This is a genomic window from Enterococcus sp. AMC1623 (assembly GCF_058216495.1).
This window is the reverse complement of record NZ_CM177096.1, coordinates 2,066,936-2,080,615: the sequence shown is the minus strand read 5'-3', so window position 1 is coordinate 2,080,615 and position 13,680 is coordinate 2,066,936. Positions and strand designations below refer to the sequence as shown.

The window sequence follows — 13,680 nt, the reverse complement described above, 5'->3', positions numbered from 1 at the left end:
TTTTCTCAAAGGAGGTTCCTACAATGGCTAAAGAAACGATTATGTCAGGCCCAACAGTGGTAAAACTTGTCTCTTATTATATGAGTAAAGAGCATGTCGCGTTTGTCCAAAAAGCGTTGGATTACGCAACCAAGGCGCATGAAGGACAATTTCGTAAATCTGGCGAACCCTATATTATTCACCCCATTCAAGTTGCGGGGATTCTAGCAGAATTACATATGGATCCTCATACTGTGGCGACAGGATTTTTACATGATGTTGTCGAAGATACAGATGTGACCTTAGATGACTTAAAAGCAGAATTCGGACCTGATGTGGCGATGCTAGTGGATGGCGTTACTAAATTAGGAAAAATTATGTACAAATCGCATGAGGAGCAATTAGCAGAAAACCACCGCAAAATGTTGTTAGCAATGGCACAAGATTTACGCGTGATCATGGTGAAACTGGCCGACCGTTTGCACAATATGCGGACATTAAATCATTTGCGTGAAGATAAGCAACGACGGATTGCCCAAGAAACAATGGAAATTTATGCCCCTCTCGCACATCGTCTAGGGATTAGTCGAATTAAATGGGAGCTAGAAGACCGTTCGTTGCGTTATTTAAACCCAAATCAATATTATCGTATTGTTCACTTGATGCAAACCAAACGTGAGGAACGTGAAGCGTATGTGGAAGGAACAGTTGAAGAAATTCGTCTAGCGACAGAAGAACTCGATATTTATGCGGAAATTTATGGTCGTCCCAAACATATTTATTCTATTTATCGCAAAATGGTGGATAAGAAAAAACAATTTGATGAGATTTATGATTTATTAGCTATTCGTGTAATTGTCGATTCTATCAAAGACTGTTATGCAGTTTTAGGTGCGATTCATACGAGATGGAAACCTATGCCGGGACGTTTCAAGGACTATATTGCTATGCCAAAAGCAAACATGTATCAATCCATCCATACGACAGTGATTGGTCCGAATGGCAATCCAATCGAAATTCAAATTCGGACCCATGAAATGCATGAAATTGCCGAATTTGGGGTTGCGGCTCACTGGGCATACAAAGAAGGACACACCGAAGAAATCAAACCAGATGCCATGACTCAACAGGTTGGTTGGTTTAAGGAAATTTTAGAGCTACAAGATGAAAGTTTTGATGCTTCTGAGTTTATGGAAGGGGTTAAAGGAGATATCTTTAGTGATAAGGTCTATGTCTTTACACCAAAAGGAGATGTCTCTGAATTACCAAAAGGGTCTGGTCCGCTTGATTTTGCCTATAATATTCATACCGATATTGGAAGTAAGACAGTTGGAGCCAAAGTGAATGGCAAAATGGTTCAATTGGACTATAAATTGAAAACAGGTGATATTGTAGAGATTATGACTTCGGCTAATTCATCTGGACCAAGTCGTGACTGGTTAAAATTAGTCGCAACAAGCAAAGCGAAAAATAAAATAAAACGTTTCTTTAAAACACAAGATCGTGAAGGAAACATCGAAAAAGGACACGAAGCAGTAGTCAAAGCGTTGCAAGATTTAGGCTTCGTTCCTAAAGAAATGCTCTCTAAAGCTAAAATGCAAGAAGCGTTGCAACGCTATAATTACCATACAGAAGATGATTTGTTTGCAGCAGTGGGTTACGGTGAAGTTAGCCCAACAACTTTAGCCAATCGTTTAACAGAAGAAGAGCGTCGAGAACAACAAATCGAAAAAGATAAACAACGCATGCAAGAAATTATGAATAAGCCGGCGAAAAAAGAACCGGAAAAAATGAAAATTCGTCATGAAGGCGGCGTCGTCATTCAAGGTGTAGAAAATTTATTAATTCGCATGAGTCGTTGTTGTAATCCAGTTCCTGGTGATGACATTGTGGGTTATATCACGAAAGGACGTGGGATTTCTATTCATCGTGCCGATTGTCCCAATGTGACGAATGCTCCTGAAAATGAGAACCGTTTGATTGAAGTAGAGTGGGAAGATACTTCTAGCAATCAAAAAGAATATGCAGCTGACTTAGAAATTCATGGTTATGATCGCTCCGGTTTATTAAATGATGTGCTACAAGTTATTAGTTCACAATCGAAAAAATTACTCGGTGTCACTGCACGTTCAGATAAAGACAAGCAAGCAACGATTCGTCTATCAGTTTCAATTCAAAACCTATCCCATTTACAAACAATTACCGATAAACTGAAACAAGTACCAGACGTGTACAGTGTTCATCGTGTGAAAGGATAAAAAAATGCGCGCAGTTGTTCAACGAGTAAGTGAAGCAAGTGTCAAAATTAAGGGTGAAATTACAGGGACTATCGAGCAAGGATACATGATTTTATTAGGCATTCATGCGGAAGATACCCAAGCAGATGTAGAATATTTAGTCGGAAAAATCGCTAAATTACGGGTTTTTGAAGATGACGAGGGGAAATTGAATCGCAGCATTGATGCTGTGGCAGGAAGTATTTTAAGTATCTCTCAATTTACTTTATACGCTGAAACCAAGAAGGGCAATCGACCAAGCTTTATCAAAGCGGCTCGCCCAGAAGTAGCAGTTCCTTTGTACGAGGCTTTTAATGAAGGTTTACGTCAATTACAAATACCTGTTGTGACGGGTAAGTTTGGTGCAGATATGAAAGTCGCTCTAGTTAATGATGGTCCAGTAACAATTATTTTTGATACACGTGAATAAAAAACTGTGGTTCGTTCCATCTATTGGAAACGAACCACAGTTTTTTTCGTTAACAATCAAACAATAAAAAAACAGTGTATATTTTACGTTCAGGCAAGAATTAGCGACGTTCAGGGAGAAAATGGTTCTGCTACAGTGAAAAAAGGTATAATCAACTTAAATACCCAAATTTATTCATTCGTTCATGTCTTACAAAACTGTTAGTTCCTGTTAAAAGGGAATTTTTTAAGAAAAAAACTCTAATAAAACCGCAGAAACAGGGTTCTTTTGAGAAGATGTTTGATTTTTTTTGTTTAAAAAGACAACAAATGTATGTGAAAAGCTTATAAAAATGATTGTAAGCCTTTTGTATCTATGGAATAATGAATAAAAATGTGATGTGATATGGAGGATCTGAAAGATGAAATTTTGGCAACGAGCACTGAAAAGTGTGACACGAAGAAAAGGGCGCTCTTTTATTTTATTTTTAGTTATTTTTATTTTAGGGAATGTTATTGCGGGGGCAGTGGCAATTCAACAATCCACAGAAAACGTTGAAAAAGAAACCAAGAAACAGATGGGATCGCAAGCAACTGTTGACATGGATTATGAAAAGCTGGAAAAAGAGCAACAAAAAAATCCAGAGAAATTTGAAGGCGATGAGTGGGCTAAACCACCATCAATGAAAGAATTAGAAGCAATTGGCAAATTATCTTATGTTAGATATTATGATATGTCCATTCCTGGATATATTGGAACCAATAAATTTAAAGCTTATTCATCAGAGGAAGGTAGCGTTAGTTATGGCGGTCCCTATAAATACGGTCTTAACATCAAAGGTGTAAACCGTAAAGAAGTTGTGGATCTTGAAGAAGGTATTATTAAGTTGGAGAGTGGCGAAACCTTTACTGATAAGGCTATTAAAGACGGAGAAAATACAGTGTTAATCAGTCGTGAAGTTGCTGAAGCAAATAATCTTTCTGTCGGGGATCAAGTAGCACTTGATGTATCTGAGCAAGCTTATTCCGAAGAGCCGATGGAAGAAGAGAGTGAGGAACCTGCGACACCTGAAGTTCTCACGTTCGATTTTCCAGTTAAAGTTGGTGGAATCTTCTCGGTCGTAAAAAAAGAAAACACAGAGAAAAATAAAGGCGAAGACAATGGCGAAGATGAATGGCGTGCGACGGAACAAATTAACACCATTTATATGCCAAATGAATTAGTCAAGGCTTTAAATAAAGAACAGTCTCAAAAGTTTTGGAATATGAGTGAAGAAGACCTCGCCTTACAAGAATCGCAAGAATATTATCAAGTAACCTATGTCTTGAAATCAATTGATGATGTAGAAGCATTTCGTGAAGAAGCGAATGCATTAATTAGTAATGAATATTACCAAGTCTTTGCCTCAACCGATCAATACGATCAAATCGCAGGTGGAATGAAAAAATTAGGTACTATTTCAAAATATGTCGTAATTATTGCAGCTTTAGCAACGATTTTAATTATTTCATTAGTGGTGTTGTTATTCTTGCGTGACCGTAAACATGAATTAGGCATCTATCTATCCTTAGGTGAAAGTCGTACGGAAATCATTGGTCAAATTATTGTTGAGTTGTTACTAACAAGTATTATCGCTTTGGTACTTTCACTAATAACAGGAAATCTATTAGGTGGTGCAGTATCAAATTCATTGTTACAAACAGATTGGTTAAATAATTCTAGTGATATGATGGGTGGCTATATGGGTGGTTATTCGTTAAATACACCAAACGTTTCTTATGAAGATATTCAATCAGCTTATAAAGTGACGTTCTCAGTTGGCTATATTATTAGTTATTTACTATTAGGCTTAGGAACAGTCTTGCTTTCAGCAATTTTACCATTGCTTTATATTCTACGCTTGAATCCGAAAAAAATTATGATGTAAGGGGGATGAAATAATGACTTTATTGGAAACAAAAAATGTTGATTATTTTTATCAAGATGGCGATCAACGCCGTTATATTTTAAAAGAGACGTCTGTGTCTTTTGAAAAAGGAACGTTCTATGCTATTTTAGGTCAATCTGGCTCAGGAAAAACAACCTTTTTATCATTAATTAGTGCGTTAGATTCGCCAAAATCAGGCGAAATTTTGCTTAATGGTAAAGACATTAAGGCATTAGGTTATGATAAGTATCGTCGGGATGAAATTAGTATTATTTTCCAAAGTTATAACTTGATTCCTTATTTAACAGCAGTCGAAAACGTCTTAGTTCCAATGTCAATTACTGATAATAAATTGCCGGACAATCATCGTGAAGTTGCTTATAATTTGTTGGATTATATTGGTATTACTCGTGATAAAGCCGATCGTTTAGTCAATCAATTATCAGGTGGAGAACAACAACGTGTGGCGATTGCGCGAGCTTTGGCTACGAATGTGGATATTATTTTAGCAGATGAACCAACTGGAAATTTAGATGAAGAAATGGAACAAGAAATTGTTGATATTTTTAAAGAATTAGCTCACGCACATAACAAATGCGTGATTATGGTGACTCACTCTAATGAAATTGCCCAACAAGCAGATGAAATGTTGTACTTGAGAAAAGGTGTGTTGAAACCATATGAGTGATTTTCTTTCTAACTTTACGAAAAATAATTATGATGGGCAAAAAAAAGAGACGGCAAAAAAGACCTCTGAACCTGAAGAAAATCTAGAAGAAACGGTGTCTTCTGAACCTGTTGAAGAAAAGAAGGTCTCAGAACCCATCAAAGAAACACCGCCGTCTAAAGAAGCAATACGCAAAGCTAAACCTAAATCAGAAGAAAAAACGGTCAGTCGTTTTCAAACGGAGGAGACTGAATTTGATCCAACCTATCAAAAACGCCAACGAAAAAAATATCTTTTTATTGGTTTGGCGGCAGTTTTGGCAGCAATCGCTTTGTTTTTCACTTATTATCAATTGACCCACGTGAAAGTTCCAGATTTTGTCAAAAAAGAAATTTCTGAGGTGCGTACTTGGGGAACTGAAAATGGAGTAGTCATTAAAGTCGATCAAGAATACGATTTTGATACGGAAGTTAACAACGTAATTTCTCAAGCTGTTGCTCCAGATAAAAAAATTAAAAAAGGTAAAACCTTAACGATTAAAGGTAGTCTTGGAGCAGATCCAGAAGAAAAAATTGCCCTGCCAGATTTTAAATCGATGGATAACACCGCCGCTTCTGATTGGATTACAGAACATAAAGCCGAAAATATTACGTTGCTAGAGTCGTTCGATGACAAAGTGGCTAAAGGCGAATTTATCAAACAAGAAGCAGCAAATAAAGAATTAAAATTAGAAGAATATAAACGAAAAGATCGTTTAACCATCTACTATTCAAAAGGAAAAGAAGTATTTGAAAAAAATATTGAAGTTCCGGATTTTAAAGGTAAAGATCTATCTGAAGTAACAGACTGGACGAAGAAAAATGAAGTGAAGCTAAAAACCATTAAAGATTTTTCTAATGATGTTGCGGTAGATACTGTTATTTCACAAGAAACCGGAAAAGGAACAAAAATCGCGAAACAAGAGGAAATTGTCGTACACATTTCAAAAGGCAAAGCGATTGTTGTTCCTGATTATGCAACCTATACATTGGAAGAGGCAAGTAGCATTGAATCTAAAGTACCAGTGATGATTAAAAATCTATTTTCATCGGATGTGCCATATGGTCAATTCATTAGCCAATCAGTGGAACCAGGAAAAGAATATACAGAAGGGGATACGATTCCGCCTGTAGAAGTGGTTTATTCGCAAGGTCGTCCCTATATGAAGGATTTACGTGGCAGCACGAATGAAGGAGATTTACCAAAACTCTTCTTTGATGAATATCAATCCAAAGGTGCATATATTTATTATACCGTTTATTATGTCGATTCTTCTGAACCTAAAGGAACAGTCGTCGAAATGAGTCAATATGGTCAATTTTTACCAATTGAAGCTACGATTAATATTGGGATTAGCTTAGGGAATTTGAAACCAAAAGTGGACGAAATTCCCGAAACGCCTGAAACACCCACTTTAGAAACTGAAGAACCAGCAGAAGATAATCCAATAAATGAATAAAAATAAACCGAAGCATTTTTTGCTTCGGTTTATTTTTTAGGAACGTATGTTTGTTTTTCGCAATAAGATATGCTATATTTTGGTTAGAATATACCAAGTAGATAAGATAGAAAGTAGGAACGTTCAATGAAACTATTATATACGACGACCGCAATAATTGGTGACCAAGAGTATACTTTTGCCGCAACGGACTACGGTTTAGCTTATTTTGATTTAGTAACGAACGATGAAGATATACCTAAATTTTTTAAAGGGTATCAAGTGATTACGGATAGCCAAAAAGTCGCTAGTTATGTTCAACCACTCAAAGATTATTTTGCACAGACAGGGACGTCATTTCCATTTGCGATTGATTTAATTGGTACTGATTTCCAAAAACAAGTTTGGCAAGAATTGTTAAAGGTGCCTTATGGAACCACCACCACCTATAGTGCGTTGGCAGAAAACATTGGTCGCCCAACGGCTGTTCGTGCGGTTGCTAATGCAGTGGGAAGAAATCCGCTCTTAATTGTAGTTCCCTGCCATCGAGTTTTAGGAAAAGATGGCTCATTGACAGGCTTTCGTGGCGGATTACCATTGAAACGTCGCCTATTAACAATTGAAGGGCATGCCTGTTTTTAACGAGCAATTGCTCGTTTTTTTGTATACAATCCCAACTTCCGATATAATAGAATTATCAGAATTTTTTATTTATTTGTAGAGGAGTGAGGAAATGGGATCTATTCAACAATTCGAGCAAACAGACATTCGTCCGGAAAATCCATTATTTTCGAGTACGAAAACATTAATTGAAACGATATTTTATGGAAACAATGTCGAACTTGTATCTGATTTAGAAAGCGCTTACTATAAGGCGGCAAAGGCACCAGGTACCATTGTTACAGATTTACCGGTTAAGCATGCGGATAAGTTAGCGTTACCTGCAGATGCAAAAATGCTTGTAGGCAATGATGGTAAGATTGTGGGACGGACATCAGCGGCACGGGTGATTATTGGTCAGCCAGGTGTGGATCAAAAATATTATGATGCCTTATTACGTGAAGCGATGTATCAAGCAACCAAACAAACATTTTATCAAGGCAATGCGATTGTTGGTTTACATGAAGAATTCATGATTCGTAGTCATGTGTTAGTACCAAAAGGCTTTGAATTAAATCTCTATTCGTATTTATTGAATTTTCAAATTGAAACAGCCCAGTGGCGTACGCGGTATCAACATTCCAAACCACTTAAAGAAAATGATATCTATCTATTTGCCAATCCGGAATGGGCGCATCCAGATTTTCCTCATGGGTTAGCCTTATTTGACCCCATTCATAATGTCGCAGCAATTTTGGGATTGCGTTATTTTGGTGAATTAAAAAAAGGAACGTTAACTTTGGCGTGGGCAACCGCCCATCGAAATAATTTCGTGGCATGTCACGGTGGGCTAAAACAATATCAATTAACCGATAGACAATTTACGATGGCAGCTTTTGGACTTTCAGGTTCGGGAAAGTCCACGATTACTTTAACCAAACATCGTGGCCGCTATCATGTGGATGTATTGCATGATGACGCTTTTGTTATCCATAAAGAGACGGAAACCACAATTGCTTTGGAGCCTGCTTATTTTGATAAAGTCCAAGATTATCCACTAACGGATAGTCGCGTAGAATATTTTTTAACGATGCAAAATGTGGGTGTCACATTAGATGAACAAGGCCGGAAAGTTCCAGTCTTAGAAGATATTCGTAATAGCAATGGGCGAACAGTTAAATCGCGATTTGTCACGAAAAATCGTGTAGATGTGATTACTGAAAAAATTGATGCTATTTTTTGGATTATGAAAGATGACAGTTTACCCCCGGTTGTTAAAATCGACGATCCAGTTTTGGCAGCTGTATTTGGGTTAACATTAGCAACCAAACGAAGTACAGCAGAAAATTTAGTCGGAGAGGTTGACTTGGAGGCGCTAGTTATTGAACCATATGCTAATCCTTTCCGTAGTTATCCTTTAGGTGAAGATTATCAAAATTTTCGTGAGTTATTTCAAAAGCAAGCGACAGATTGTTATATCTTAAATACAGATGCGTTTAATGGCAAAAATATTCCCGCAAAGGTAACGTTGGCAAGTATTGAAACAATTATTGAACAACCCGACGCTTTTGTACCATTTGATTCAATTGACGGATTAAGTTATTTACCTTTAGATGATTTTGTCGTTGATTTTACCCAGGTGACTTATTTGGAAAAAGTGCAAGCAAGAATGCAAAACCGACTTGATTTCATATTAAAGCAAAATGACTTCAACCGTTTACCAGAAGAAGCTGCACAAGCGATGGAAAATGTAATTGATTCCTTAAAGAGAATGAAATAAAAATTCGCAGGAAATGTGTTATCGAGGCATTTCCTGCGAATTTTTTTGGCGTAAGGCAGAGGGCGAAACACCGTATTGCTTTTTGAAGGATTTGCTAAAATGGTAGGCATCTTCATAACCCACGGCACGAGCAATCTCTTTGATTGGATATTCTTCTGTCATTAAAAGTTGTCGTGCTTGTTGTAAACGAATCAAAATTAAATAATTAATCGGCGAAACGCCGGTCACTTCTTTAAAAATTTTAGATAAATAGGTTGGACTGACATAATGAGTTGTTGCTAATTGTTCAATTGTAATTTCTTGGGCATAGTTATTTTCAATGTACGTAATAATCAGTTGAACCGCTTGTTTGAGTCGTTCGTTTTTACTTAAAATAGAAGGCTCAGTTTGTTCATTTTGTTCTAAACAACGTAAAATCAACCCCATCATTTCGTAGATCAATCCTTTACAAATCAAGTTGATATTATGGTGACCGAATTCGTTGATTAGTTGCCAAGCTTTGTCAAAGACTTTAATTTGGTCTTCTTGACTAGTTAAAATAATTTCTTGATTGGGAAAAGTATTTTCGGAAAGCCCTTCCAATTTGAAGCTACCAATCCCGATATGCAGTTGATGCGAATAAGTTTTAGGCAGTTGACGTTCGGCATGTTCAACGCCTGGATTAAATAATAAAATATCGCCACCTCGTACGGTTTGCCACTGCTGGTTAAAAAAATAAGATGCTTCACCTTCTAAAATAATAGAAATTTCGAAAAAATCATGATGGTGTTTCCCGTTGGCATTGTTTTCAGGATTCCACACATCAAATGCATAATAAATTTTTGGATTAAACTCTTGGATGTCCATTCACTCACCTCTTTTTTTTATTATAGCGTAAAATAACAACTTGATTAATGAAAAGCAGAAAATACCTATTTTAAATATGGCAAAAATCTCCATCTTTCTAACTAGAATATTCCATTCTAATTGAAAATTATAACGGTATGATAGTGAATACAAAGGACAGTTTGGAGGGATGTCTATGAATAATTTCCAATGGATTTGGAATTACGCCAAAGTTTATAAAGTTCGTCTGCTTATAGCTCTTATTTTTGTGGTCGTGAATTCCATTTTAATCATCGTAAATCCAGTTGTTTCAGGGATGCTGGTCGATCAAGTTATTGAACAAGGAAAAGGTCAATTATTGTTGCCGCTACTAGGCGTGATGATTGGAATTACACTTTTTAGGACCATTGTTCGTTATGCGTATCAAATGATTTTTGAGCGTATTGGTCAAAATGTATTGTTTCAATTACGGAAAGATATGTATAAAAAGCTACAAGAATTAGATTTTGACTTTTTTAACCATACACGTGTAGGCGATATTATGGCACGAATGACTGGAGATACGGATGCTATTCGTCATTTTGTTTCGTGGGTGTCTTATAACATTATTGAATGTGTGTTATGGTTTGCGACAGCTATCATTATGATGGGAACCATTAATTTTCCTTTAATGGTTGCATTAGTGGTGATTACGCCAATTATTTATTTCTTAACGATGAAAATGTCAAAAGAAGCGCATCCAGTCTTCTTTGAAATTCGTGAAAGTTTTTCTCGTTTGAATTCGATGGTAGAAGAAAATATTGGTGGGAACCGTGTCGTTAAAGCATTTGCTAGAGAGCCTTATGAAATTGAAAAATTCCATGCTTACAATGAAGATTATAAACAAAAAAACATGGAATCTGCTAAAGTATCGGCAAAATATTTACCTTGGTTGGATATGCTCGCAGGCAGTTTAAATTTAACGACCTTGATTTTGGGTGGTTGGTTTGTCATTCAAGGGGAGATGTCACTAGGGAATCTGATTACCTTTAACGGTTTTTTATGGATGCTCAATCAACCTATGCGCATGAGCGGCTGGTTGATTAATGATGTGCAACGTTTTTCTGCGTCATGTATTAAGATTCGTCAAATGATGAATACTCAAGCAACCATTCCAGTGGAAGGCGAAGATGAGGTAACTATTCAAGGATATGTGGAATTCGACCATGTCTCTTTCCATTTCTCAGATGATCCAAATAGTAACGTCTTAGAAGATGTCTCATTTAAAATTGCCCCTAGTCAAACCTTAGGAATTTTAGGTGAAACCGGCTCAGGTAAAACAACGTTAGTCAATTTAGTGGCACGGTTTTATGATCCAACTAATGGCCGTGTATTGATTGATGGGAAAGATGCGAAAAGTTATCCAGTCCGACAATTACGCGAAAATATTTCGATGGTTATGCAAGATGTCTTTTTATTTTCGGATACGATTGAAGATAATATTGCTTTTGGTAATCCTTATGCGGATGAAGCTTATATCCAACGAGTCGCTGAAATTGCTGATGCTCATCATTTTATCAGCCGAATGCCAGAAGGATATGAAACGATTGTTGGCGAACGTGGTGTTGGTTTATCAGGTGGGCAAAAACAACGGATTTCTCTAGCGCGAGCGTTAGCGAAAGATCCAGCAATTTTGATTTTGGATGATACAACATCTGCGGTGGATATGGAAACAGAGTCTAAAATTCAAAAAGAATTAACTGCATTAACGGATGCGAAAACGACCTTTATTATTGCTCACCGGATTTCGTCTGTTCGTGAAGCCAATTTGATTTTAATGATGGAAAAAGGACGAGTTATCGAAGCCGGAACACATCAAGAACTGGTTGCGAAAAAAGGTTTTTATTATGATGTTTATCAGAAACAACTGGGTTTAGTTGATGGGGAGGTGGAATAGATGGCACGAAATAAATTTGATGTGGATGAGGAATTAACCCGCGAATTTAACTGGTCGCATTATAAGCGACTAGGAGGGTATATCAAACCTTATCAAACAGCAATTTTTAAAGTCCTATTTGTCATTATTTTAGCAAATACGGCTGGAATGTTAGGACCTTATTTCACTAAAATTGCGATTGACGATGTCATTCCCCAAAGGAACGTTCAATTATTATTAGGGTTAGGCGCAATCTTTTTAGTCTCGTTGGTTGTGATTGCCTGGTGTATGAAATACCGAATTTTGGCGATTACTGAAATCGGTCAAGATATTTTAAAAGATATGCGTTCTTCAATTTTTGAACATTTGCAACGCTTGCCGTTTTCATACTTTGATAATCGTCCACACGGGAAAATTTTGATTCGCGTGGTCAACTATATCAATACATTAAGTGATTTGTTAAGTAACGGTCTCATTAATTTAATTTCAGATATTTTTAGTGTGATTATTACATTGATTTTTATGTTTTTTATCGATGTCAAATTAACTTTATACAGTCTAGCGCTGTTGCCAGTCTTGTTTGTTTTGGTGATGGTAATTACGAGTCAGCAACGAAAAGCTTATCAAGCGTTGAGTAATAAGCAATCCAATCTGAATGCCTACATTCATGAAAGTATTGCTGGTATTAAAATTACCCAATCTTTTGCACGTGAGAAAAAGAATTATGAAGTTTTTAATGAAGTCAGTGAAGAATTTCGAACCTCGTGGATGCACGCTGTCAAAATCCAATTTTTATTATGGCCAGGTGTTCAAAATATCTCTGTATTAACCACTTGTTTGATTTATTTTTTAGGGATTCGTCAAATGGGCGTGGATGTCTCAACGGGGACATTGATTGCGTTTATTGGTTATATTAATAACTTTTGGAATCCGGTTATTAGTATTGGAAACTTTTACAACTCTTTAGTAACCGCAACAGCTTATTTAGAACGAATTTTTGAGACAATGGATGAAGTACCGGATATTCAAGATGCGCCAGATGCGAAAATTTTACCATCGATTAAAGGACAAGTTGATTTTGATGAAGTGACTTTCCGTTATGAAGAAGGCAAAAATATTTTAAATCATGTGTCGTTTCATATTACTCCAGGGCAATCCATTGCATTAGTGGGGCCAACTGGGGCAGGGAAAACCACGATTATCAATTTATTGAGTCGTTTTTATGATGTTAATGAAGGGAGCGTTAAGGTGGATGGTTATGATGTCAGAGAGGTGACCTTACATTCTCTAAGAACGCAAATGGGTGTGATGCTGCAGGATACGTTTGTTTTCAGTGGCACGATTTTAGAAAATATTCGCTATGGAAAATTAGATGCAACCGAAGAGGAGATCATTGCAGCAGCAAAAATTGTACGTGCGCATGACTTTATTTCAGAATTAAAAGATGGCTATCAAACGGTCGTGGAAGAAAGAGGAAGCACCCTTTCTGCAGGACAACGTCAATTGATTTCTTTTGCACGTGCATTATTGGCAGATCCTAAAATCTTGATTTTAGATGAAGCAACATCTAGCATTGATACAAAAACAGAGGAGCTTTTGCAAAAAGGGTTGCAGGAATTATTAAAAGGTCGGACATCATTTATTATCGCTCACCGACTATCAACAATTAAAAATAGTTCTCAGATCTTTTATGTAGATCAAGGACAAATTGTTGAAGCAGGAACGCATGATGAATTGATGACTCTAAAAGGCAAATATCATCATTTATATCAATCGCAATATGATTTGATTCATACTAATTAAAAAAAGCATCTATCAAACTTTT

General features: G+C 36.6%; 10 protein-coding genes. 9 read left to right on the top strand and 1 reads right to left on the bottom strand.

What is annotated here, in order from left to right:
* Window positions 1–23: 23 nt before the first annotated feature.
* The 7 genes from AC4BC7_RS10085 (at window position 24) to AC4BC7_RS10055 (ending at window position 9,115) form a co-directional block, all read left to right on the top strand.
* The gene (locus tag AC4BC7_RS10085; RefSeq protein WP_207871618.1) at window positions 24–2,237 is read left to right on the top strand and encodes a RelA/SpoT family protein; all 2,214 of its coding nucleotides are present in this window, start codon (window positions 24–26) and stop codon (window positions 2,235–2,237) included.
* Window positions 2,238–2,241: 4 nt separating this feature from the next.
* Window positions 2,242–2,685 carry a D-aminoacyl-tRNA deacylase gene (gene dtd / locus AC4BC7_RS10080; protein ID WP_207871617.1) on the top strand — a complete coding sequence of 148 codons (444 nt, stop codon included), beginning with the start codon at window positions 2,242–2,244 and terminating at the stop codon, window positions 2,683–2,685.
* A gap of 400 nt (window positions 2,686–3,085) precedes the next feature.
* Window positions 3,086–4,591: an ABC transporter permease gene (locus AC4BC7_RS10075; protein ID WP_490502776.1), complete on the top strand. Its 1,506-nt coding sequence runs from the start codon at window positions 3,086–3,088 to the stop codon at window positions 4,589–4,591.
* A 13-nt stretch (window positions 4,592–4,604) separates the two neighbouring features.
* Entirely contained in the window at window positions 4,605–5,279 is a 675-nt protein-coding gene (locus AC4BC7_RS10070) for an ABC transporter ATP-binding protein (protein ID WP_207871615.1), read from the top strand.
* Entirely contained in the window at window positions 5,272–6,756 is a 1,485-nt protein-coding gene (locus tag AC4BC7_RS10065) for a PASTA domain-containing protein (RefSeq protein ID WP_490502775.1), read from the top strand. The genes AC4BC7_RS10070 and AC4BC7_RS10065 overlap by 8 nt, the downstream gene beginning before the upstream one ends.
* Window positions 6,757–6,882: 126 nt before the next feature.
* Window positions 6,883–7,377, top strand: a complete 495-nt coding sequence (locus AC4BC7_RS10060) for a methylated-DNA--[protein]-cysteine S-methyltransferase (protein ID WP_490502774.1) — start codon at window positions 6,883–6,885, stop codon at window positions 7,375–7,377.
* A 91-nt stretch (window positions 7,378–7,468) separates the two neighbouring features.
* Window positions 7,469–9,115: a phosphoenolpyruvate carboxykinase (ATP) gene (locus AC4BC7_RS10055; RefSeq protein ID WP_490502773.1), complete on the top strand. Its 1,647-nt coding sequence runs from the start codon at window positions 7,469–7,471 to the stop codon at window positions 9,113–9,115.
* Window positions 9,116–9,133: 18 nt separating this feature from the next.
* Here AC4BC7_RS10055 and AC4BC7_RS10050 read toward each other — a convergent pair whose 3' ends face one another.
* Window positions 9,134–9,961: an AraC family transcriptional regulator gene (locus AC4BC7_RS10050; RefSeq protein ID WP_490502772.1), complete on the bottom strand. Its 828-nt coding sequence runs from the start codon at window positions 9,959–9,961 to the stop codon at window positions 9,134–9,136.
* 175 nt (window positions 9,962–10,136) lie between these two features.
* On the opposite strand from AC4BC7_RS10050, the gene AC4BC7_RS10045 reads away from it, so the two are divergent.
* Together AC4BC7_RS10045 and AC4BC7_RS10040 are read left to right on the top strand one after the other, a co-directional pair.
* Entirely contained in the window at window positions 10,137–11,876 is a 1,740-nt protein-coding gene (locus AC4BC7_RS10045) for an ABC transporter ATP-binding protein (RefSeq protein ID WP_490502771.1), read from the top strand.
* On the top strand, window positions 11,877–13,658 hold the full coding sequence (locus AC4BC7_RS10040; protein ID WP_490502770.1) for an ABC transporter ATP-binding protein: 1,782 nt from the start codon (window positions 11,877–11,879) through the stop codon (window positions 13,656–13,658).
* The last annotated feature ends 22 nt before the right edge of the window (window positions 13,659–13,680 follow it).

Excerpts from the sequence above, each read along its gene's own strand:
- AC4BC7_RS10040 (WP_490502770.1), top strand. The coding sequence starts at position 11,877 with ATGGCACGAAATAAATTTGATGTGGATGAGGAATTAACCCGCGAATTT.
- AC4BC7_RS10085 (WP_207871618.1), top strand. The coding sequence starts at position 24 with ATGGCTAAAGAAACGATTATGTCAGGCCCAACAGTGGTAAAACTTGTC.
- AC4BC7_RS10065 (WP_490502775.1), top strand. The coding sequence starts at position 5,272 with ATGAGTGATTTTCTTTCTAACTTTACGAAAAATAATTATGATGGGCAA.
- dtd (WP_207871617.1), top strand. The coding sequence starts at position 2,242 with ATGCGCGCAGTTGTTCAACGAGTAAGTGAAGCAAGTGTCAAAATTAAG.
- AC4BC7_RS10050 (WP_490502772.1), bottom strand. The coding sequence starts at position 9,961 with ATGGACATCCAAGAGTTTAATCCAAAAATTTATTATGCATTTGATGTG.
- AC4BC7_RS10075 (WP_490502776.1), top strand. The coding sequence starts at position 3,086 with ATGAAATTTTGGCAACGAGCACTGAAAAGTGTGACACGAAGAAAAGGG.
- AC4BC7_RS10060 (WP_490502774.1), top strand. The coding sequence starts at position 6,883 with ATGAAACTATTATATACGACGACCGCAATAATTGGTGACCAAGAGTAT.
- AC4BC7_RS10070 (WP_207871615.1), top strand. The coding sequence starts at position 4,605 with ATGACTTTATTGGAAACAAAAAATGTTGATTATTTTTATCAAGATGGC.
- AC4BC7_RS10055 (WP_490502773.1), top strand. The coding sequence starts at position 7,469 with ATGGGATCTATTCAACAATTCGAGCAAACAGACATTCGTCCGGAAAAT.
- AC4BC7_RS10045 (WP_490502771.1), top strand. The coding sequence starts at position 10,137 with ATGAATAATTTCCAATGGATTTGGAATTACGCCAAAGTTTATAAAGTT.